This is a genomic window from Rhodococcus sp. IEGM 1381 (genome assembly GCF_030056795.1).
GTDB lineage: Bacteria > Actinomycetota > Actinomycetes > Mycobacteriales > Mycobacteriaceae > Rhodococcoides.
In genome coordinates this window covers 721385-742799 of sequence record NZ_JASHKQ010000001.1, presented here as the reverse complement: position 1 = coordinate 742799, position 21415 = coordinate 721385, and the positions used below count along the sequence as shown (strand labels likewise).

Here is a 21415-nt window from a genome sequence, read left to right as displayed (position 1 = left end):
TTAGCGTCGGGCGGTGTCTGCAACCGGAATGCGCCCACTCCGCTCGACCGCTCTTGCCTGTGCCCTCCTGCTGGTACCGCTCGCCGCGTGCAGCAGCAATGACGGCACCGGCACCGAATCCGCTGCCGAGAACAGTTGCGTTCTCGGTGCCAGCGGAGGAACGCCGGTAGGAGCGACGCCCAGCGCGGGTTCGGGCGACATCTCCACCAATCCGGAAGTCGCGACCGGATATCGGTCGAACATGGCACCGGTGGAGACTGCGTCGTATTCGGTCTCGACGGCGAACCCGGTGTCGACCGAAGCGGCCTGCGAGGTGCTGCGTGACGGCGGCACCGCAGCCGACGCACTGATCGTCGCGCAGACGGTGCTCGGTCTCGTCGAACCGCAGTCTTCTGGAATCGGCGGTGGTGCTTTCCTGATGTACTACGACGCCGCGTCCGGCGAGGTGCAGAGCTACGACGGCCGCGAGACCGCCCCGATGAGCGCCACCGGCGACTACCTGCGATACATCGACGATGTGAACCGCACTGTGCCGCAACCCGATGCACGGTCCAGTGGTCGCTCGATCGGCGTGCCGGGCGTCCTGCGCATGCTCGAGCAGGCCCACGACGATCACGGCGACAAGCCGTGGGGGGATCTCTTCCAGCCCGCTATCGGTCTCGCCGACAACGGAATCGAGATCAGCCCGCGCATGGCCTCGTCCATCGCGGACTCGGCCCCGAAGCTCGCCCTCGACCCCGCGTCCAAGGACTACTTCCTGCAGCCCGACGGCACCGGAAAGCCCGCCGGGACGGCGCTGAACAATCCGGCAATGTCGAAGACACTGTCCACCATCGCAACCGACGGTGCCGACGCGTTCTACACCGGCGACATCGCACAAGCCATCGTCGATGCGACGGCCGATACCACCGCCGGCCGCACCCCGGGGCAGATCACTCTCGACGACCTCGCCGGATACGAGCCCAAAACCCGCACCGCCGTGTGCACCGAGTACCGCGACCACGACATCTGCGGCATGCCGGGGCCGTCCTCGGGCGGTATCGCGGTGGCGTCGACTATGGGCATTTTGTCGAACTTCGATCTGGCGCAGTACGCCCCGACGGGAATGGACGCCAACGGCGGTACCCCGACGGCCGAGGCCGTGCACCTGATCTCCGAGGCCGAGCGACTGGCCTACGCCGATCGCGACAAATACGTTGCCGATCCGGACTTCGTACCCCTGCCCGGCGGTTCGCCCGACGCCGTGCTCGACCCCGAATATCTGAGCAGCAGAGCAGGACTCATCGACGAGTCCAAGTCGATGGGTACCGCGCAGCCCGGCGATTTCGGCCCAGTGCAGTTCGCCTCGTCCACCGATCCCGAGCACGGCACCAGCCACATCTCCATCGTCGACAGCGAGGGCAACGCGGCCTCGATGACGACGACCGTCGAGTCGGCTTTCGGCTCGTTCCACATGGTCGACGGCTTTCTGCTAAACAATCAGCTCACCGACTTCTCCGCGGCTCCCGTGGCCGAGGACGGAACTCCCATGGCGAACCGTGTCGAGCCGGGGAAGCGCCCGCGCAGTTCGATGGCCCCGACGCTGGTGTTCGACCGGGACGACGACGGCGCACGCGGAGATCTCGTCCTTGTCGCCGGATCTCCCGGCGGATCGGTGATCATTCAGTTCGTCGTCAAAACGTTGGTGGGACTGCTTGATTGGAGAATGGACCCGCAGCAGGCGGTATCGATGGTCGACTTCGGTGCGGCCAACACCCCGTCCACCAATTACGGCGGCGAGCATCCGAACGTGACGGGTGAGAGCGATCCCGTGGTGGTGAAATTGCGCGAGATGGGCCATCAGGTCTCGGTCGCAGACCAGTCGAGCGGACTGAGCGCATTGCAGCGCACCGACGGCGGCTGGATCGGGGGAGCGGACCCGCGCCGTGAGGGTGAAGTACTGGGCGGTTAGCCGACGAAGCGGTAGCCCATCCCGGTTTCGGTGATCAGATGCACCGGAGCCGCCGGGTCTCGTTCCAGTTTCTGCCGTAACTGGCCGAGATAGATTCGCAGATAATGTGTTTCACGCTCGTGCCCGGGGCCCCAGACGGTGCGCAGTATGTCCTTCTGCGATACCAGCTTGCCTTCGTTGCGCACGAGCAGTTCGAGCACGCCCCATTCGGTGCGGGTCAGGTGCACGTTCTCTCCTGCTCGGACAACGGTTTTCGCGGCCAGGTCGACGGTGAAGTCCCCGGTCTCGACGACGGGCTCGGTCACGGTCTGCGGTCCGCGCCGTAGAGCCGCACGCAATCGCGCCAGAAACTCGTCCATGCCGAAGGGTTTGGTGACGAAGTCGTCGGCACCGGCATCGAGTGCCTCGACGGTATCGGCCGAGTCGGTCCGTGCCGAGAGCACCAGGATCGGGACCTCGGTCCAGCCGCGCAGACCGGCGATGACGTCGATACCGTCGATGTCGGGCAGGCCGAGATCCAGAATCACGATGTCCGGGTGGAAGTTCGCGGCCACCCGCAGCGCCTCACCGCCGGTTGCGGCACTCACCACCTCGAACCCGCGCACGTTGAGATTGATCCGCAGCGCTCGCACGATCTGCGGCTCGTCGTCGACGACGAGCACCCGCACCTTCACCTACTCGCCGCCTTCAGCTCGACCGTCATCGTCAGCCCGCCGCCGACGGTGTTCGATGCCGTGACGGTACCGCCCATGGCCCGTACGAATCCGCGCACCACCGACAGTCCCAGCCCGACGCCTACCGAGTTGTCGCGGTCCCCGAGGCGTTGGAACGCGTCGAACATCGTTTCCTCGGCTCCCTCGGTGATGCCGGGGCCGTGATCGACGACCGAAATGGTTGCACTCTCGCCGTGCACCACGGCCCTGATCGTGATGTCGCCGGTGGGTGCATACCGGGCGCTGTTGTCCACCAGGTTCGCGAGCACCCGTTCGAGCAGACCAGGGTCTGCCAATACTTCGACGTCACCCACCTCGACCCGCACGCGATCGTCTGTTTGGACCAGTGCGCCGCTCAGCACGTCGTCGACGAAGACAGGACGCAGACTCGGTTGCACCACACCGGCTTGCAGCCGCGAGGAGTCGAGCAGATTGCTCACCAGAGCGGTCAGCTGATCGGCCGATTCGTCGATGGTGGCGAGCAATTCGTCGGTGTCTTCGGGTGAGAACTGCACGTCGGTGCTGCGCAGAGACGAGGACGCCGCCTTGACGGCGGACAGTGGCGTCCGCAGATCGTGGCTGACGGCCGAGAGCAACGCTCGACGCAGCGCGTCGGCCTCGGCGAGCGCATTGGCCCGGCTGGCTTCCTCGGCGAGCCGGGCCTGACGCACCATGCCCGCGGCCTGGTTCGCCACCGCTGCGAGTACCCGACGATCGTGGGCGCGTGTGCGCTCACCGACGAGCAACAGCGTGAAGTCGCCTGCGTCCACCTCGGTATCGGCTCCGGTTCGATCGATCGGGGCCTGTTCACCCGCGCTGCCCACGATCGCCTGAGACTGGTTGTCCCACAGCGCCACACCACTCTGCCGATAGGTCTCACGGGCGCGCTCGAGCAGTGCCGTCAGGTCCGCTCCGCGGAGCACCGATCCGGCGAACAGCGTCAACAGTTCGGCTTCCTGGGTCGCCCTCCGCGCCTGACGCGTCCGCCGGGCGGCGGCATCGACCAGCGCGGCGACGGCAACAGCCATCAGCAGCAGCACGACGGTGACCACGAAGTTTTCCGGCTCGGCGATGGTCAGGCTGTACCGGGGTGTGGTGAAGAAGTAGTTGAGCAGGAATCCCGCGATCAACGCCGAGAGTGCCGCCGGCGCAACCCCTCCCAACAGTGCGACACAGAGCACCACCATGAAGAAGAGGGCACTCTCGCCGCTGGAGTCGAAGTCCGGTCCGACCGTGCTCAGTACGGCGGCGGCGAGGCAGGGCACCAGTACAGCGGCGACCCACGCCAGAATGCGTCGCCGCCCCGAATCGATCTGAATGCCCCTGCGGCGGGCTTGCTCGGCGTGAGTGACCATGTGCACGTCGATCTTTCCCGAGTTCTGCACCACTGCTGCGCCGATGCCCTCGTCCAGGATCCGCGCCGCGCGCGACCGTCTCGAGGTACCGATCACCAGCTGGGTTGCGTTCACCCCGCGCGCGAAGTCGAGCAGCGTCGTTGGCACGTCGTCGCCGACGACGCTGTGCACGCTGGCACCGAGCCCGGCGGCGAGTGTGCGCACCGAACCCATCTGCGGTGCCGACACACCCATCAGTCCGTCGCCGCGGACGATGTGCAGCACCATCAGCTCCGCGCTGGACTTCGAGGCTATGCGACTGGCGCGGCGCAGCAGGGTTTCCGATTCCGGTCCGCCGGTCACGGCCACCACCACGCGCTCGCGGGCTTCCCACGTCTCGGTGATGCGATTGTCCTTGCGGTACTTCACCAATGCCGCATCGACCTGATCGGCGATCCACAACAGTGCGAGTTCCCGCAGCGCCGTCAGGTTGCCGCCCCGGAAGTAGTTGCTCAGTGCCGCGTCGACCTTCTCGGCGGCGTAGACGTTGCCGTGCCGCAGCCGACTGCGTAGCGCCTCGGGAGTGATGTCGACCAGTTCCACCTCGTCGGCCGCACGAACGACGCTGTCGGGCACCGTCTCTCGTTGCGGTACCCCGGTGATCTGCTGCACCACGTCGTTGAGCGATTCGAGATGCTGGACATTGAGGGTCGAGATGACGTCGATGCCGGCGTCGAGCAGCACCTCGACGTCCTGCCACCGCTTGCCGTGCACGCTGCCCGGGGTGTTGGTGTGCGCGAGTTCGTCGACGAGCACCACCTGAGGCTTCCGCGCCAGGACGGCGTCGAGATCGAGTTCCTGCGCCGACGACCCCCGATAGTCGACGGTTGCCATCGGCAGCACTTCGATACCGTCGAGTGCCTCGATGGTCCGAGCGCGGCCGTGTGTCTCGACGACCGCTGCCACGACGTCGCAGCCCCGGCTGCTCAGCCGGTGGGCCTCACCGAGCATGGCGAAGGTCTTGCCGACGCCCGGTGCCGCGCCGAGGTATATCCGCAGCTCACCCCTGTCCGCCACGGTCTGTCTCCTCACCCGGCCGGTACAGCTAGCGCTCCTCGATGTCGTCGACGCGTATCTCGACCACATCGCGCCCGAGGGTGACGCCCAGCAGGTCCGACACAGTATCGATCGCGATGGTCGCCAGCTCGTCTCCCGCGGCCTGCAGGTCGTCGCCGTACACCCCGATCACCGCGACGAACAGACCGATGCAGGCATGGTCGTCGAGGTCGAGGTCGATCTCGGTGGGCTGTGCGCCGTGAACGTCCGCCAGTGCGCGACGAAGCGTCGTCTTGACGATGTGGTCGCTGACCCGCAGTGAGTCCGCCGGTCCGGCAGCAGAGCCAGAGGGGAACGCGCTGTCGATCGGCCACGTCCGTCTGGTGGTGTTGCGTACCTTCGTGAGGATGGACGCACTGATGTCCACCCAATTCGGTTCCTGTGGTGCGTCCCGAAGTTCGGTGGCAGCACGCGCGAGAACCGAATCCGGCTCTAGTGGGTTCGCCATGTTGCCAACCTTTCGCTCAATGTTGCTCGTGCTCTGGTCAACTGACCACGTACTGCTCCGGCGGACAGGGTCATGATCGCGCCGATCTCCGGGTGCGTCAGACCCTCCACCTCGCTGAGCAGCCAGCAGGCCCGCTGACGGTAGGGCAACTCGGAGAGTGCTGTGCCCAGCTCTGTCATGAAGCTGTCGGCCTCGACATCCGCCCCGGGATCGCTGCCCGCGCCGGTGCTCTTGCGCTCGAATACCCAATCTTCTGCGGGAGGAACGCTACGACGTCGTCGATGATCGATCACCTTGTGCGACAACAGTGAAAACAGCCAGGTTCGCAGGGCCGAGTCCCCGCGGAAGTTGTCGAGGCCCTTCCACGCTGCCACGAAGGCGTCCTGCACCACTTCTTCGGCGGCACCTTGATCGGACAACATGTTGCGCGCATACCGAAACATCTCCGGGCCGTAGCGCCGGACGATCTCTTCGAACGCATCGGTCTCGCCGAGCGCCGCAGCGCCGACGAGAACGCGGTCCGACGCGTCAACCCACTCCATCTAGCCCCCAAACGTATTCTATGACGTAGGTCACTTTATTTGTACGTGCGTTTCACCGATCGAGCTACGACCAACTCCTGACACACACTCTGCACCACACACTCAACGAAGAGAGGCATTCATGAGCTCCACGACGGACACCAAGGCAACCGTATCCGCAGCAGGCGAAGGGAAGACCGACATCACCACCAAGTCGGATTCCGTACTCGTCAGCTCGCAGGGCCGCACCACCATTGCCGATACCGTCGTCTCCAAGATCGCCGGCATCGCCACCCGTGAGGTTCAGGGAGTGCACGCCGTCGGCGGCGGAGCCAGCCGCGCGATCGGTGCTCTCCGTGAGCGCATCCCCGGTGCCCGCGTCAACCAGTCGCAGGGTGTCTCGGTCGAGGTCGGCGAGCGTCAGGCAGCAGTCGACATCGACATTGTCGCCGATTACGGCGTGTCCATCGCAGACCTCGCAGCGGGCATCCGCCGCAACGTCATCAACGCCGTCGAGCGCATGACCGGTCTCGAGGTCACCGAGGTCAACATCGTCGTCCACGACATCTACCTCGACGACGGCTCTGACGAAGACGACACCACCACCGAGCCCGCCACCACCCGAGTGCAGTGACCGAGCCGCACATGACGGATCGTGACAAGTCCGAGGACATCGCCGATGCCGTTCTGGCGATCGACGGTGTCGTCGGGCTGCACGGCGGCATGTTCGGTGAGGCCGCGACGTACCTGCCCGGGCGCCGTGTCTCCGGAGTCCGAAGCAGTGAAGACGGAACCGAGGTTCACGTAACCCTGGAGTTCGGTGTCGCGGTCCGCGAGACCGCCGATGCCGTGCGTCGCACAGTGGCAGCCATGGTCGACGGTCCCGTGCACGTCACCGTCGAGGACATTGTGCGAGTCTGACCAGGTGAACGAGCACCCAGCGCACAACCGAGCCGCCGAGTACAAGGCGGCTCGGCGCGCTGTGGCACGTGAACATCACCCCGATATCGGCGGGGATCCGGCTCGCTACATGGCCGAACTCGCCGAGGTCGACCGCAGGTTCGCTGTTCTTCCGTCAGCTCCGATCAATACTGCCAGCGCGCCGACCGTGTTCCGCGCCTCGCCGATCCCGTCACCACTGCGAACCTTGCCCAAGCGGATCGCTCGCATCCGCAAGCGCGTCACCCGGCGCAACTACTTCGACATCTGACACTGCTGAATCTGATACCTCTGACTGGAGATCAAGACCATGACCACTGCAACCATCGGTTTGTTCGTGGGACTTCTGCTGGCCATCGCCGCAGCAGCCGGCGGTTTCACCGGCTTCCTCATCGCCATCGTCCTCGGCGGCCTCGGTTTCTTCGTCGGACGCTACATCGACGGCGAACTGGACCTGAACTCGATCATGCGTGGTCGCGGTCGTGACTGAGACAGCGGTGGAGCCCGGTGAGCGAGGCTCACTGGAAATCAAGCACAAAGCCGTCGAGCGCCTAGCCGTTCTTGCTGCTCGCGGCACCGAATCGGTCACCGACCGCAACCCCGGGCTGCGCGTCCTCGGCGGACGTGACCTGCCGAAGGCCGACGTGACGATCAACGGAACACGCGTCCGTGCGCAGGTTGCGGTGGCCGTCACCTGGCCGTCGCCACTGGCGAAGGTCGCCGCGAACGTCCGCGCGGCAGTGGCAAGAGACCTGTCCGAGCTTGGCATCTACACCGTCGACCGAGTCGACGTCACCGTCCAATGTGTGCCCGCCGAAGCCACCGTCGAAGAAGGGAGAGTGCAATGAGCGAGAAGCCGAGCAAGAAGCCGGTAGCAAACCCTACCGCCGCTGTCCCCGCTGTTCTGTTCGCACTCGCCCTCATCGGGGCCGGAGTGGTCCTCGGCCGCGAGGCGTTGCTGAAGCTCGGCGCGCTCGACGGCTCCGAATGGGTCGGCCCCGCAGCTAAGCGTCTGGATGGACTCACCGCGCAGAGCTGGATGCTGCCCGGCGGGATCGCCGCCGTCGTCATCGGTTTCATCCTTGTTTTCGTCGCCGTACGTCCACGCCGTCGCACCCACCGCGCCCTCACCGAACAGGATGTCTGGCTCCGCAAGGGTGACGTCGCCGCAGTGGCCCGCGCCGCCGCTCTCGACAATGTCGGAGTCGATTCGGCGACGGCCAAGGCCGGCAGCAAAAAGGTCACCGTCGCCGCGTCCACCGTGACCGGCACCGACACTTCGGCCCTGAAATCCTCGATCGTCACCTCCGTGGACGATGCCCTCCGCCCACTCGTGTCGGCACCGAAAGTCCGCACCCGAGTGCGAACGACAGGACAAGCCTCATGAAGCGCGCTACCGCGTCCCTCGATCGAACCAGTACGGCGGTCGTCGGGCTCGCACTCATCGCCCTCGGCGGCGGAGCCATCGCATGGGAACGCGGCAAGTTCCCCGGCCGCGAGCGTATCGATGCCGCGTTCGTCGACACCACCGTCGATGCAGACTGGTGGCCCTGGGCCCTCGGAGCAGCCGCGATCGTCCTCGTTCTCCTCGGACTCTGGTGGCTCCTCGCGCACCTGCCGCGCCGTTCGGTCGGCACCGTCGCGTTCGCCTCCACACCGGATTCCGACGTGGACGGCAGGCTCAGTGTCGATCTGACCACCGCCGCCAAGAGTGCAGCGAAATCTTTGGCAGCCCATGAGGGTGTCGTGTCCGCATCCGGTCGCTCGGTGTCCGACCGCGGCGAGCGGGTCGTCGAGGTCACCGCAACTCTCGATCCCACTGTGGCTTCACTCGATACGGTCTCGGCCGCGGCAGCACAGACGCGCAACGACATCGTGACGTCGCTGGACGGCACCCCTGCCGCGGTGCGAATTCTGTTGCAGTGCGGCAAGTCTCGGAAGCAATCAGCTCGCGTGAGTTGATCGGCGCACCTTCGCATACCTCCGAAGAATCGTCATGCCGTACGCTGTACGGTATGACGATTCTGGTAACCGGTGCCACCGGCAATATCGGCCGCATGCTCGTCGACAACCTTCTGACTGCGGGACGAACCGACGTGCGAGCGTTGACCAACCATCCCGAACGCGCCCGGTTGCCCGCGGGCGTGGAGATCGCCGAGGGGTTTCTCGGTCGGGTGGATTCTCTGCCCGACGCCCTGGCCGGTGTCGATCAGATCTATCTGGCTCCGTATCCGAGCACGATCGAACCGGTCCTCGAGCTCGCCCGCGCCGCGGGGGTACGGCACGTCGTCGACCTCGCCGGTCCACCCGAGAACTGGTGGTATCCGATCTCCGTGGCGGTCGAGAAATCCGGGATGCACTGGACTCACCTGTGGCCGGGCGAATTCATGGAGAACTCGACGATGTGGGCGGAGCGAATCATCGAATCCGGTTGCGTCCGTGAGCCGTTCCCCGACGCCGCCAATGCCCCGATAGCGATGGACGATATCGCCGCGGCGGCGGCGGCCGTCCTCATCGACGAACACAGGCATCACAGTAGATCCCATGTTCTCACCGGACCCGAAACCCTCACGCGCGTCGAATTATTGGACAGAATTGCCGACGCTATCGGCTGCCCTTTGGCCTTCGAAACGGTCAGCCGACAGGAGACCATCGACGACTTGACCCCCAGCATGGGGGACTTTGCGATCACCTACGTCGACGGGCTCGAGTCCTGGGTGCACAACCCCCAGCAGGTCGACCGAACGCTGACCGACCTCACCGGCACCGCTACGACATTCGCGCACTGGGCACAGCGCAACGTCCACTCGTTTCGCTGATCTACCGGTCGAACTCGATCTCCCCGATCAATCCGTGATGATCCGATCCGGGGAGATCGATTCTTTCCAGTGATCGAGCGTGTCCGCTGTTGGACAGGATGTGATCGATACCGACGACAGCGGGCGTGCCCTTGTCCGTGGGATACGTCGGCACCAGACCCTTCCCCAATTGCGCTGCGGCGTCGGAGTATCCGGCGTCGAGGAGGTTGCGGAACTTCTTGTGCGAGTAGGTCGTATTGAAGTCTCCGCTGACGATCACCGGTCCGGTGCCCGACACGGCCTCCAGATCGCCTCGCAGCGTATCCAATTCAGCCGTCCAGATTTCCGCCGGAGTGATGTAGGCGGGTCCGGGGTGCACGGCGAGCAGCGAGATCGGCTCCGAATCGGGAACCTCGATTCGGGTTGCAAGATTCACCGGACCGTACCCGACGAGTTCGCGGCTGTCGGATATCGGCAGCCGACTGTAGATGCCGGCCCCGCCGCCGCCCGTCACGTAAGGCCGGAGGTAACTGTAGGGAAAGAGCTCTTCCATACCGGCGTCACGCAGACCGATCGCCGACGCGTCGGTCAATTCCTGAATCGTGACGACGTCGACGGAGTTCTCACGCGCCTGACCGACCACAGCCGTCGGGTCAGCGCGTCCCACCATCAAATTTGCCTGCATCACGCGCAGCCGCACACCGTTGGAGCTCGGTGCCGCGTCGGCCACGTAAAGCGGTGCGTACGACACTGCGCCTGCCGCCAGCACGAGCGTCGAGATTCCCGCGAGAATCCAGCGCCGCCCGATCAGCGCCACGAGTGCGCCGAGTACGACAGCGATGAACATCAACGGTACGAACGACGCCAGTGCGATCAGCACGTTGACGCGGGTGTCGGTGTAGTAGACGCCCATCGCCACCAGCCCGGTGAGGATGCCCAATGTCGCGATCGTGCCGGTGAGTATCCGTACCCAGGTTCGCTGCATCGGTCCGAGAGTAGCTACGCCCGGACGCCGATGGTGAATGCTCTCAGCGTCGTCCAGGTCAGCGACACCAAACCACGAACCGCCGCGAGCGAGAACGCAGTGGACCACACCGTCCGCGTCGAGGGGCCGGGCACCGGCACACCGGCGAATCGATCGGCCAGCCAATCCAGGGTGAGGGGCGCACTGAGCGGATGCAGCGACAGGTGTTCGCTCAGCCGATCTCGCAGGTACGTCACGTGAGCACCGGCTTCGTTGTACCGCTCGACCTGCCCGTCCACGTCGTCGATGGCGATGATCTGGTCGTGCACAGACTGGATCACCAGCAGCGGAGCCGACGGAGCAGTGCGGCCGGGCTGGATGTCCTGAAACACCTGAACGATCTCCGGCAGCGCCAGGAGATCGGCCAATGGAACGTCGATGTAGTTGTCCAGATCGTGTCGAGCCAGTTTGGTGACGGCTCGGACGGTAGTCATCGACTCGACGGAATCGAGAATGCGCATTCCGTCCTCGTTGACGTACTGGCGGATGACCCGATCCAGTTCGGGGTAAGTCCGCCGCAGTCCTGCCACCACCAGCGCCGGCAACGCCGCGTGCAGCGTCGCGTTCAGCCGCATGAACGCCGAGCCCGGATCGCCGACGGGGGAGCCGAGCGCGGCACCGACCAACTCGATCTCCGGCGCGTACTCCGGTGCCATCTCCGCTGCCCAGGACGTCGCGAGGCCACCGCCCGAGTAACCCCACAGCGCAACGGGCGTGGTCTCGTTCAGCGCGAGCGGCTCGAACGACAACGCCGCGCGGATGGCGTCGAGCGTGCAGAATCCGGGTTCCTGCGGCGAACCCCAGTGCCCGTCGGGGCCCTCGTGGTCCGGGATCGAGATGGTCCACCCACGACGCAGGGCATGCAGAACCAGCAGGAACTCGAACTGCGGAGCTGCACCGAAGGCCTTCGAGCCGCGGCGAAGCGCGTACGACGGAAAGCACGAGGACGCGACGCCGTCGATGGCGCACTGATACGACAGCAGGACCGGTTCGGCGTTGCGCGGGCGAAGCACCGTCGTGACGCTGGCCTGTGGAAGACCGCCCAGATCCGCAGTCCGGTACAGCAGCTGCCACGCATCGACTCGCTGGCGTACGCGACCGAACATCGCGACCTCGACCGGCCGTACCTTGAGAATCGTGCCCGGCAGAGCCGCTTCGTAACCCGCAGGCGCGGCGTAGAACGGATCGTCCTCGGGCCTGGTCGCGTCGCTCCGACCCGGTGCTTGCTCCACCGGCCAGGGCTTTTCGTCCCCGAATGATCTGTCGACGCTCATATCCCTACCGATTCTTTGTCCGAGTCTTTTCGTCACACTAACTTGCCCTCGACGACCCCATTTCATGCAGCCTGCTGCCAATTTGTGATCAGGACGTCGGTCGCGTAGCTGAGGTCGAGGCCCTCCCCGCCCCAGTTCGGGACGATGGCGTCGGGCGCGATGCCGCCGTACTGTCGCCTGATCTCGTTGACGTCTCCCGACACCGCGGGAGCGTGGATGCTCTCGGTTCCCGAGGGATGGCGGAACGAGAAGCGTTGATCTCCGAGGGCTTCGATGAAGAAGTAACCGTCGTGCAGCGCTCGATGATGCTCGCCGCGCAGCAGCACCAGGTTGTCGAGTGTGGTCTCACCACCGCGCGAGCGATAGGTGACGTGATGCGCATGCATGAAGCGGGTTCGACCGCATCCCGGCACCGCGCAGCAGCGGTCTCGAATGATCAACTGACGCAACTGGGTTCGACTCGGGGCTTTGGCAGTCGGACTCCACCGCACAACCTTTCCAAGCCGGCCGTGCCCGACAGTGCGCATGACTGCAGAACACAGCACCTGAGCCAGCGTTTCGTCATCGAGCGCTGGGCCGTCATCGAAATGGGCATGATCGTGAGCCGCTTCATCGATACCACCGATGTGCACCAGCACCTCCGCAGCAGGCGACACGACCGGAGAGTCCAGTGCAGCGCACACCATCTCGGCCATCGCGATCATCGCCGGAACCGGATTGGGCGGCGCAGGGGCGGCCCGATCGGCGTCCGCCTCGTCGTCGGTTCGGGTCCGCTCGTATTCGGCCCTGGTCAACGCGGCCAGAAACCGTTTGCCGTCCTCCGGCCGAAATCGCGCGCTGACCACGAGCGAGCCGTCGTCCTCGTCCCAGCGCCACCGTCCCAGACACGGATCCAAGTCCACACCGTTTCGCCGAGTCGGGCGCATCGCCTTCTTCAAACCACGGCACAGGCGCTCGATGTGCGCGGCAGGTGCATCGAGTGCCTTCTGCAGCAGCGATACCTCGTTCTCGGCTGTGGCCACACGCGTCATCGCGCGCACCTTGGAGTACGACACGGTGCCGCTCAGGTAAGCAGAGGTGATCAGCGGCAACTCTCGCATAGCCTTGGCGACCCGTACCTGCTCACGAGCGGTATGCAGGTCGACTCCCGCGCGCCCGGACAACCAATGCGCACAAGACCGCACTTCCCACCCCGCCCATCCGCGTCGAGAGTCGAATTCGCCCACCAGGATCAGATACTGCGCCGACGCTGCAGCGATCTGACCTGCCAGAGCGCAGATCTCGGTCTCGATTTCTTCCATCTCGATCCGCCCCGCCTCCGATCCTGCCTCAGCCATGTCGCTCATGAACGCCCCCATTCATCGAATGCATGTTCGACAACGATACGACGGGGCACCGACAAGAACCTTCTGCAGACAGCAAAAGCGTCCCCGCGGGGACGCTTTCGGGCTTGCTTTCTGGCCGGTGGGCCCGATACTCACATCAGACGCTTCTTCCGAGCGAGGGTGGTGCGGCAATGGACGGTACCGATACCTGGGGGATTGCTGGCGCAGACTTTCTGCGGTGGTATTCGCTGACAGCCGTGCTCGCAGTCGTACTGACGGTGCTGGGCAATTGGATTGCAGTTCATCGGTCCGTTCCGGCTTCCTCGACGGGGCGGGTGCTCACGCCACCTCAGATCGGATCGCTCACCAGTGACGGGCAGGCAGTGCTGGCGTCGTTGGCCATCCTGCGTGGGGCCGATGTGATCGACTCTAGAGGCCGTTCCCTTCGAACCCCAACGAACACCGAACTCACCCGGCTCGACTGGTTCACCCGCATCGTCCTCTTGCGACTCGGTAGCGGCACCGCGCCATTGGTCCGCTCCCGACTCTTCGCCGACACGTCCGGGGCCTGCGCAAAACTGCGTCGAGGACTGGTCGACGAGGGGCTGCTCCACGGCCGGCCGACGCTCGGCGCGTCGACCATCCGGGTGTTCCCCATACTGTTCGTCGTGGCCGTCGGAGTCGCACGGGTGACGCAGGGTCTCAGGAACGGCGACCCGGTGCTGCTCCTCGTCGGAATCATTGTCCTACTGCTGATGACGCTCCCCTTCGTGCACCGTCGGCCACGACGCACCGCCCTCGGCGAGGCCGAAGTTCGCCGACTTCGTGAGGAGAACGACTACCTCGCGCCCAGCGCCCGTCCGTCATTCACCGCGTACGGTCCATCGCGCGCAGGATTGTCAGCCGCGCTGTTCGGAACGAGTGCGTTGCTGGTGCTCGATCCCGCGATGGCGGGTGCATTGAGTCACGGCGTCGCACAGGTCGGCCAGGCCAAGTTGTTCGGGTTCGGCGGTACGTTCGGATTCGGCGTCACCGACAGTGGATGCAGCGGTGGTGGCTGCGGCGGTGGTGGAGGAGGCGGCGGTGGAGGCGGATGCGGCAGCGGCAGCTGAGACGTTGCGTCCCCGGGGGGACGTTTCAGGGCTTGCTTTCTCGCTGTTTGGCCCGATACTTGCACCAGATACTGGTTTCGACCGAAGGGTGGTGCAGCCGTGGGGAATACCGACACCTGGGGGATTGCCAGCGCTGAGTTCCTGCGGTGGTATCTGCTCGCAGCCGTTCTCGCAGTCGCTGCAACGCTGGTGGGCAACTGGCTCGACGCACACCGGACCGTTGCGGCCTCGCCGACCGGCCGGGTACTCACGCCGCCCGAGGTCGGGGTGCTCACCAACGACGAGCAGGCGGTGATGGCGTCGTTGGCCATCCTGCGCGGTGCCAACGTGATCGATTCCAGCGGACGCGCACGGCGAGGCCTGACCGATACCGAGCGCGTGCAGCTGGATTGGTTCACCCGCACCGTCCTCGAACGACTCGGCACCGGAAAGGCACCCCTGGTTCGATCCCGCCTGGTGTCGAACATGTCCGGGGCTTGTGCGCAGCTGCGCAGCGCCCTCGTCGACGAGGGCCTGATGCACGGCGCGAACGCGCGTCCCATGCTGGCCCGGATGTTTCCGATCCTCTTCGTCGCGGCTGTCGGCATCGCCCGCATTGCTGCAGGCATCGCCAACGAGAAGCCGGTGGGTTTTCTCATCGTCATCGTCGTCTTGCTGCACGTCGCGCTTCCGTTCGTCATTCGCCGACCACGTCGCACTGCCCCTGGAAACGAAGCGCTCCGACGCCTTCGCGCCGAGAACAACTACCTCGAGCCACGGGCTCGCCCGTCGTTCACCGCGTACGGTCCGTCACGCGCGGGCATGTCGGCGGCCCTCTTCGGAGCGGGAGCCTTGATGGTGCTCGATCCGGCAATGGCGGGTGCGCTGAGCTACGGATCAACTCACGCCGGTGGAGCTGCGTCGTTCGGTTTCGGTGGCGACGGCGGTGGTGGCAGTGGTGGCGACGGAGGCGGAGGCGGGGGTGGAGGCTGCGGGGGCGGCGGTGGGTGCGGAGGGTGACGGTGGAGGCTCTGCCCGCCGGCCTCGGAATCGGTTGGCGCAGTGAGATTTCGGGGATCATCTCGACGTTGCCAGGGCTAGCGTTCTGTGAGGTGATCGCCGAATCGATCGGTGAGTACGCACCGGAGCGCCTCACCGCGCTTGGCGTCCCCGTCGTCACTCATGGCATCAGCCTGTCGCTGGGCGGTGCCGAGCCGGTGGAGGAGCGTCGCATAGCGCATCTGGAACGAGTGGCCTCGCTGCTCGGGTCACCGATCGTGAGCGAACACGTCGCATTCGTTCGTGCCGACGGTATCGAGGCCGGGCATCTGCTCCCGATGCCGCGGACCCGTGAGGCCTTGACTGTTCTGACCCGCAACATAGCGCGAACGCAGGACGGACTTTCGGTGCCGTTGGCTGTGGAAAACATTGCAGCGCTGTTCGATTGGCCCGATGACGAGCTGACCGAGGGAGAGTTCCTCAGCGAGCTGGTAGAGCGTACCGGCGTCAACTTGGTGCTCGACATCGCCAACGTCTATGCCAACGCGCGCAACCGACGCCGTGACCCGTGGACCGAACTGGCCCGGCTACCCATGGACCGAATTGCCTACTGCCACATTGCCGGTGGCACGGTACGCGACGGCGTCTACCATGACTCGCACAGCGCGGCGGTTCCCGAAGAGGTACTCGAGCTACTCCAAACGTTCGCTGCAGCCGGGCACCGCACACCACTCATGCTCGAGCGCGACGGTGACTACCCACCCGAGATCGAGCTGCTGAACGAACTCGACGCGATCGCCGATTCGGCGGGCCTGGAACGAATCACGCCGAACCGGGTGCTGGGTCCGACGGTGTGAGCGAGGACCTGGCACGCCGTCAGAAGGAGCTCATCCGTGCGCTCGTGGCGGGAGAATCGCTGCCACCTGGGTTCGATGCAGCCACCATCGACACCGCTCGAACAGCTCTCCTGCGCAAGCGGGCAGCCGAGATCGCGGCTCGGTACCCGGCTGTGCCGTCGGCGATGGGGGAGAAGTACGACGAGCTCTTTCACCGATGGGCATCCGGCCGTCCGAAGGTATCCACCGCCGCCGATGCCCAGGCCTTCTTCGAGGCGATGAAACAGGCAGGGGAGCTGGACACGACACATCCGATACTGCCCGGGCAGCGAATGCCCTACATGGCCGACGCCCGCAACTCACTCGTGCGCTTTCGCAGTCCGCTGCGCGGGACGTGGTTGACGTCACTGTTCGGCGCAGTGCTGCTCGTCGCTCTACCGATCGTCATCGTGACCGGGCTGCTCTCGTACAGCGCGTACGGGCCCCAGTTCGGCCAGGCCAGGCCAGGAGCCGTCGGGTGGCTGCGATTGCCGTTCTTCGACTGGCCGACGAACCCAGCCTGGCTTTACCAGCTGACGCAGGGCCTGCACGTCGGGTTGGGTCTGATCATCGTGCCGCTCGTGATCGCGAAGCTGTGGTCGGTGATGCCCAAGCTCGTCGAATTGCCGCCGGTTCGTTCGCCTGCACATGCACTCGAACGACTGTCTCTGCTGGCGCTCGTCGGCGGTCTGCTGTTCGAGATCGTCACCGGTGTTCTGAACATCCAGTACGACTACGTGTTCGGCTTCGACTTCTACGCCGCCCACTACTTCGGCGCTTGGGTGTTCATCGCCGGATTCCTCGTCCACCTCGGTCTCAAGCTTCCGTTGATGTGGCGAACCCTGCGGTCCGAGTCTCTGATGGACGTGCTGCGCGCCCGCAACGAAGCTGCCACCGACGCACCGACGACGACCATGAATCGACGTGGCGCAATCGGATTGGTTGCTGCAGGAATGGGTTTCGTCGCTGTACTGACAGCCGGCCAGACGGTCGGGGGCGTTCTACGCAAGGCAGCGATTCTGCTGCCGCGCGGGCGCTCCTACGGCGACGGACCCAACGATTTTCAGGTCAATCGAACGGCCGAGGCGGCGGGGATCACCGAGGCGCAGACCGGTGCCGACTGGCAGCTGACGATCAGCAGCGCAGCCGACGATGCCGGTCCGGTGGTGCTGACCCGAGGCAGGCTGCTGTCGATGTCGCAGCGCACTGCCGAACTCCCGATCGCCTGCGTCGAAGGATGGTCGACGACTCAGACCTGGACCGGCGTCCCACTGGCCGAACTCGCCGCCCTCGCCGGAGTTCCCGCGCCGCGATCGGCCGAGATCACCTCGGTCGAACAGAACGGTCCGTTCACGCGCGCAGTGCTGCAGGGAAATCAAGCAGTACATCCCGACTCGTTGCTGGCCTTGAAAGTCAACGGTGTCGATCTCTCGCTCGATCACGGCTATCCCGCGCGCGTGATCGTTCCTGCATTGCCGGGCGTGCACAACACCAAGTGGGTTTCGTCGATCGTGTTCCGTTCGTGACTTTCAAAATCTCCGTGAATAGTAAAGAATATTTTTTCGGTAGCCCGCGGGGTTACCGACGAAGGAGCACTCCTTCGCCTGGATGAGTCCAGAAGGTCACGCCACGATGCACGCACTGTCCAGAGGGTTCCTTGCCGCGGGTGCAACATTGACGCTGCTCTTCGCCGCAGGCTGCTCGTCGTCCGACTCGGGCAACGCCGTTGCCGCAGACACCACCACCACCTCGTCCTCGACGTCGGCCGCTGCCAGCACCACCGACGACGTCTCCGGTCAGGAAGGCATCGACGCCGGCGGTTCCACCGATATCGATGTCGAGATCGGGCAATGCGTCCAGCTCGGCGGCACGATGACCGCCGCCACCATCGACAACGCCGAGTGCGGCAGCATGGAGTCGAACTACAAGGTCATTGCGAAGGCCGAACAGAACGAGCAGTGCCCCACCGACGTCAATCAGACTTACTACGAGACGCTCGACGGTGTGGAGCAGGGCGCTTTGTGCCTCGACGTCGATTGGGTCGTCGACGGATGCATGAGTGTTCCCACCGGCGGTATCGACGAGCCCGCACGTGTCGACTGCAGCGACCCCAGCGCCACCGACGTCGAACAGGTCACCGAGATCAAGACCGGCACCGCCGACCCCAACGACTGCCCTGAGGGTGGGTACGCCTACGACGCAAGACAATTCGTCGTGTGCACCACAACGATCTCCTAGCCTTTTTTGTCACGCCTGGCTGTCATCATCTGGGTGACGTAGTGATAGTCCAAGTGTCCGTGCTCGGAGATCGCTGTGTGCACCGCGTTCAACACCTCGGCACGCCGCGTGTCGTCGAGGACCAGGTGGCCCGAGTACGTGGCAGCCATCGCGCAGAATTCGTCCGCGGTATAGCGCTGGACCCACCTGTACGTCGAGGACGACCAGGGACCGAAGCCGTCGGCGCGAGGCACGATCGATTCCGATTGCGCACCGAGGGAACGTGCCAGCAGCGGTGCCGCTTCCGGTTCGGTTGCGTCGTAGGCAGCTCTGACGGCATCCCACGCTGGCCCGTCGAGGTCGCCCGGCGTGTTCCACCACAGCCGGAGTGCGCCTCCCGGTACCAACGCGCGGGCCGCGACCGCCGCTCCTTGTTCGTGGTTCACCCAATGCCAGGCCTGCGCGGCGACGACCACATCGAACGACGCCCGCTCGACTACGCACTCCTCGAATCGCGACACCTGCACCTCGACGTCGAGGTGCTCGGTACGACGCCGAACGACCTCTGCCATAGCCGAATCCGGTTCCACCGCAACCACGGATGCGCCGAGCTCGGCCAACGCAACGGTGGCTTTACCGGTACCGGCTCCGGCCTCCAGTACTCGCAGCCTGCCTCCGGTCGCGATGTCCGCATACAGCTCGGCGGGGTAGCCGGGTCGGGCGCGGTCGTAGTCCTCCGCAACTCGGCCAAAAGTCAGTCCACGTTCCGGTCGCACATCCTCTGCCATGTTAGCCAGAGTACCGACCGGCCGCTTCCAACCGACCCCGCAGGGTCGACTCGGTGTGCCGGATCGCTTGACCCACAACGGGTTCCACTACCGCTCCGAGCACCTTACCGGCGATACCTCCGGGCAGGCTGTAGCGGAAGACGACGACCAGTCGGGTTCGGCCGTCACCGGCGTCCTCGAACGACCACGTCGACGAGTTCGACAGCCCCTCGACCGACTCGAGGGTGAGTCGCTCGTTGTGGACCCATTCGGTGACGTGCACAACGGATTTGAGCGCTTTGGGGCCGATTTGCATCGTCGCGTCATACGTGGCTCCGAGACCGGATGTGATCTCGCTCCTCGGCTCGAACCGTGTGATGCCGAACATCCACTGCGGCACGTTACGAAAATCGTCGAGGTAGGCGAACGCCGCCTCCCGACTGGTCGACGCGATCGCCGAATGATTGATTACCCGCACTCGTGCACCCTAGTACACGCTACGCGCTGTTACACACACTTTGACGGTCAGATTTACCGCTGGACATAGCCCGTCTGCTTGTCCACGACGTTGACCAGCGGCGAACCGTGCAAATATCTCTCCAAGTTCTCCTCGAACAGCTGCCACAACCGCTCGGCGAAGTCGTCGGCGTCCCCAGCCAGGTGCGCGGTCAGGATCACGTTGTTCATGTCCCACAGCGGACTCGATGCAGGAAGCGGCTCGACCTCGAACACATCGAGCACCGCCCACCCGATCGTCCCGGAAGCCAAGGCCGCACACAGCGCCTGCTCGTCGACAACGGGACCGCGCGAAATGTTGACCAAACCCGCATCCGGACTCATGGCCGAGAGCACCTCGTAACCGACAAGACCACGGGTTCTCTCGGTCAACGGTGTAGCGAGCACGATGACGGCGTATTCGCCTGCATACGAACGTAATTGTTCGACGTGACGGATTCGCTCGAATTCCGCGTCCCCCGGGCGTTCGGACGTCCCCGACGCATCGACCCGCATACCGAGTGCGCCGAGCAACCGGCCGATTTCACGTCCGATCGAGCCCGGTCCGACGACAAGAGCACGCTCGCCGCGAACTCCCTTGCTGACTCGATGCTCCCAAACTCGCTCGCGCTGACGGCGAATCGCCAGGGGCAGATTCTTCACCGACGCCAGAATTCCTGCTGCGACATATTCGGCTATCGCGCGGTCGAGTATGCCTCCCGAGTTGGTCAGCAGCCACGGCCCATCGCGCAGACCGGGGTCCAACAGTCGATCCACCCCCGCGCTGGATGAATGGATCCACTGGAGCTCGGCGGCATTCGGCCAGACGGTGTGGAGATCGACGGCCTCGAACGTGCGGAACAGCAGCACCTCGGCCCAGGAGACCGTATCGGCCAGTTCAGCGATCGCGCAGCTCCGGAACTGGACTCCAGCAATCGACGGAAAGGCCTTTCGATCCGAATCACTTTCGACTACAAGCACGTTCACCACAGGAATCACCACCTCCGTACGATGGCACCGTGCTCACCGTAGAACTCGCGTCTGCCGCCGACGCAGCAACGATACTCGCACTCCGGCACGCCGCCGAGGACTGGTTGGCCGCTCGGCGAATCGATCAGTGGACACCGCGCGAGGTACCTCTGTCGACTGTTGCTGCCCAGATAGACGCAGGAGAGTTCTACATCGCTCGACGCCACCCCGGTGGCCCGATTGTCGGTGCGGTGAGATTGATCTGGGCCGACCCTCTCATCTGGCCGGAGCAGGGCGAAGCCGCAGGCTACGTGCATGGATTGGTGATCGACAGAAGCGAATCCGGAACGGGACTGGGCACGTCGATGCTCGAGTGGGCATCGCAGCGGACCCGGCAGGAAGGGAGAGCGCTGCTACGTCTGGACTGCGCAGAGACCAACATCGACCTGCGCAGCTACTACTTGCGTCAGGGTTTTCGCTACGTCGATCGGCGCGATTTCGGCGATGGGAGTTCGTGGTTCAGCGTCGCACTGTTCGAGATCTCGACCGGCTTGTAGCG

25 protein-coding genes and 1 pseudogene are annotated in these 21415 nt (G+C 65.0%); 16 read left to right on the top strand and 10 right to left on the bottom strand.

Features of this window, described 5'->3' with window-relative positions:
- Window positions 1-28: 28 nt before the first annotated feature.
- On the top strand, window positions 29-1951 hold the full coding sequence (ggt, locus tag QM797_RS03650) for a gamma-glutamyltransferase (RefSeq protein WP_283275258.1): 1923 nt from the start codon (window positions 29-31) through the stop codon (window positions 1949-1951).
- Here the strand turns inward: ggt and QM797_RS03645 are convergent.
- From QM797_RS03645 to QM797_RS03630, 4 genes are read right to left on the bottom strand one after another with little or no spacing between them, the layout of a single operon-like run.
- Window positions 1948-2625: a response regulator gene (locus QM797_RS03645; protein WP_283273770.1), complete on the bottom strand. Its 678-nt coding sequence runs from the start codon at window positions 2623-2625 to the stop codon at window positions 1948-1950. The two genes, ggt and QM797_RS03645, sit on opposite strands and share 4 nt — an antisense overlap.
- Window positions 2622-5144, bottom strand: a complete 2523-nt coding sequence (locus QM797_RS03640; RefSeq protein ID WP_502942256.1) for a sensor histidine kinase — start codon at window positions 5142-5144, stop codon at window positions 2622-2624. Before QM797_RS03640 ends, QM797_RS03645 begins: the two co-directional genes overlap by 4 nt.
- A complete protein-coding gene (locus tag QM797_RS03635; protein ID WP_283273768.1) occupies window positions 5104-5562 on the bottom strand; it encodes a hypothetical protein in 459 nt (152 codons plus the stop codon). Before QM797_RS03635 ends, QM797_RS03640 begins: the two co-directional genes overlap by 41 nt.
- Window positions 5547-6104 (bottom strand): RNA polymerase sigma factor, encoded by a 558-nt coding sequence (locus QM797_RS03630; protein WP_283273767.1) that lies wholly within the window; start codon window positions 6102-6104, stop codon window positions 5547-5549. The genes QM797_RS03635 and QM797_RS03630 overlap by 16 nt, the downstream gene beginning before the upstream one ends.
- A gap of 121 nt (window positions 6105-6225) precedes the next feature.
- On the opposite strand from QM797_RS03630, the gene QM797_RS03625 reads away from it, so the two are divergent.
- From QM797_RS03625 to QM797_RS03590, 8 genes are read left to right on the top strand one after another with little or no spacing between them, the layout of a single operon-like run.
- The gene (locus QM797_RS03625; RefSeq protein WP_283273766.1) at window positions 6226-6717 is read left to right on the top strand and encodes an Asp23/Gls24 family envelope stress response protein; all 492 of its coding nucleotides are present in this window, start codon (window positions 6226-6228) and stop codon (window positions 6715-6717) included.
- An 11-nt stretch (window positions 6718-6728) separates the two neighbouring features.
- Window positions 6729-7004: an Asp23/Gls24 family envelope stress response protein gene (locus QM797_RS03620; RefSeq protein WP_283273765.1), complete on the top strand. Its 276-nt coding sequence runs from the start codon at window positions 6729-6731 to the stop codon at window positions 7002-7004.
- A gap of 4 nt (window positions 7005-7008) precedes the next feature.
- On the top strand, window positions 7009-7293 hold the full coding sequence (locus QM797_RS03615; RefSeq protein WP_283273764.1) for a hypothetical protein: 285 nt from the start codon (window positions 7009-7011) through the stop codon (window positions 7291-7293).
- Window positions 7294-7332: 39 nt separating this feature from the next.
- On the top strand, window positions 7333-7512 hold the full coding sequence (locus tag QM797_RS03610) for a hypothetical protein (protein ID WP_027495126.1): 180 nt from the start codon (window positions 7333-7335) through the stop codon (window positions 7510-7512).
- Window positions 7505-7870, top strand: a complete 366-nt coding sequence (locus QM797_RS03605; protein WP_037152512.1) for an Asp23/Gls24 family envelope stress response protein — start codon at window positions 7505-7507, stop codon at window positions 7868-7870. Before QM797_RS03610 ends, QM797_RS03605 begins: the two co-directional genes overlap by 8 nt.
- Window positions 7867-8409 (top strand): DUF6286 domain-containing protein, encoded by a 543-nt coding sequence (locus QM797_RS03600; protein ID WP_283273763.1) that lies wholly within the window; start codon window positions 7867-7869, stop codon window positions 8407-8409. Before QM797_RS03605 ends, QM797_RS03600 begins: the two co-directional genes overlap by 4 nt.
- Window positions 8406-8984 carry a hypothetical protein gene (locus QM797_RS03595; protein WP_283273762.1) on the top strand — a complete coding sequence of 193 codons (579 nt, stop codon included), beginning with the start codon at window positions 8406-8408 and terminating at the stop codon, window positions 8982-8984. The genes QM797_RS03600 and QM797_RS03595 overlap by 4 nt, the downstream gene beginning before the upstream one ends.
- Window positions 8985-9037: 53 nt before the next feature.
- Window positions 9038-9841 carry an SDR family oxidoreductase gene (locus QM797_RS03590; RefSeq protein WP_283273761.1) on the top strand — a complete coding sequence of 268 codons (804 nt, stop codon included), beginning with the start codon at window positions 9038-9040 and terminating at the stop codon, window positions 9839-9841.
- A gap of 1 nt (window position 9842) precedes the next feature.
- Here QM797_RS03590 and QM797_RS03585 read toward each other — a convergent pair whose 3' ends face one another.
- From QM797_RS03585 to QM797_RS03575, 3 genes are all read right to left on the bottom strand, one after another.
- On the bottom strand, window positions 9843-10805 hold the full coding sequence (locus QM797_RS03585; RefSeq protein WP_283273760.1) for an endonuclease/exonuclease/phosphatase family protein: 963 nt from the start codon (window positions 10803-10805) through the stop codon (window positions 9843-9845).
- Between the two features lie 14 nt (window positions 10806-10819).
- Window positions 10820-12118 carry a lipase family protein gene (locus QM797_RS03580; RefSeq protein ID WP_283273759.1) on the bottom strand — a complete coding sequence of 433 codons (1299 nt, stop codon included), beginning with the start codon at window positions 12116-12118 and terminating at the stop codon, window positions 10820-10822.
- Between the two features lie 62 nt (window positions 12119-12180).
- A complete protein-coding gene (locus QM797_RS03575) occupies window positions 12181-13464 on the bottom strand; it encodes an HNH endonuclease signature motif containing protein (protein ID WP_283273758.1) in 1284 nt (427 codons plus the stop codon).
- 170 nt (window positions 13465-13634) lie between these two features.
- On the opposite strand from QM797_RS03575, the gene QM797_RS03570 reads away from it, so the two are divergent.
- The 6 genes and pseudogenes from QM797_RS03570 (at window position 13635) to lppU (ending at window position 18646) form a co-directional block, all read left to right on the top strand.
- Window positions 13635-14555 (top strand): TIGR04222 domain-containing membrane protein, encoded by a 921-nt coding sequence (locus QM797_RS03570; protein WP_283273757.1) that lies wholly within the window; start codon window positions 13635-13637, stop codon window positions 14553-14555.
- A 99-nt stretch (window positions 14556-14654) separates the two neighbouring features.
- Window positions 14655-15554 (top strand): TIGR04222 domain-containing membrane protein, encoded by a 900-nt coding sequence (locus QM797_RS03565; protein WP_283273756.1) that lies wholly within the window; start codon window positions 14655-14657, stop codon window positions 15552-15554.
- Window positions 15551-16390, top strand: a complete 840-nt coding sequence (locus QM797_RS03560) for an MbnB/TglH/ChrH family RiPP precursor modification enzyme (RefSeq protein WP_283273755.1) — start codon at window positions 15551-15553, stop codon at window positions 16388-16390. The genes QM797_RS03565 and QM797_RS03560 overlap by 4 nt, the downstream gene beginning before the upstream one ends.
- Window positions 16387-16638: pseudogene (locus QM797_RS26285) on the top strand (SCO6045 C-terminal-like domain-containing protein); the annotation flags it as partial. The gene QM797_RS03560 and the pseudogene QM797_RS26285, both read left to right, overlap by 4 nt.
- A 63-nt stretch (window positions 16639-16701) precedes the next feature.
- On the top strand, window positions 16702-17934 hold the full coding sequence (locus tag QM797_RS03555; RefSeq protein ID WP_283275257.1) for a molybdopterin-dependent oxidoreductase: 1233 nt from the start codon (window positions 16702-16704) through the stop codon (window positions 17932-17934).
- 106 nt (window positions 17935-18040) lie between these two features.
- A complete protein-coding gene (gene lppU / locus QM797_RS03550; RefSeq protein WP_502942289.1) occupies window positions 18041-18646 on the top strand; it encodes an LppU family putative lipoprotein in 606 nt (201 codons plus the stop codon).
- On the opposite strand, the gene QM797_RS03545 is transcribed toward lppU, so the two are convergent.
- From QM797_RS03545 to QM797_RS03535, 3 genes are read right to left on the bottom strand one after another with little or no spacing between them, the layout of a single operon-like run.
- A complete protein-coding gene (locus QM797_RS03545; RefSeq protein WP_283273753.1) occupies window positions 18643-19413 on the bottom strand; it encodes a class I SAM-dependent methyltransferase in 771 nt (256 codons plus the stop codon). The two genes, lppU and QM797_RS03545, sit on opposite strands and share 4 nt — an antisense overlap.
- Before the next feature lies 1 nt (window position 19414).
- On the bottom strand, window positions 19415-19870 hold the full coding sequence (locus QM797_RS03540) for an SRPBCC family protein (RefSeq protein ID WP_283273752.1): 456 nt from the start codon (window positions 19868-19870) through the stop codon (window positions 19415-19417).
- 53 nt (window positions 19871-19923) lie between these two features.
- A complete protein-coding gene (locus tag QM797_RS03535) occupies window positions 19924-20874 on the bottom strand; it encodes a D-2-hydroxyacid dehydrogenase (RefSeq protein ID WP_283273751.1) in 951 nt (316 codons plus the stop codon).
- Between the two features lie 32 nt (window positions 20875-20906).
- Between QM797_RS03535 and QM797_RS03530 the strand changes: the two genes are divergently transcribed.
- Window positions 20907-21413, top strand: a complete 507-nt coding sequence (locus QM797_RS03530) for a GNAT family N-acetyltransferase (protein ID WP_283273750.1) — start codon at window positions 20907-20909, stop codon at window positions 21411-21413.
- Window positions 21414-21415 lie beyond the last annotated feature (2 nt).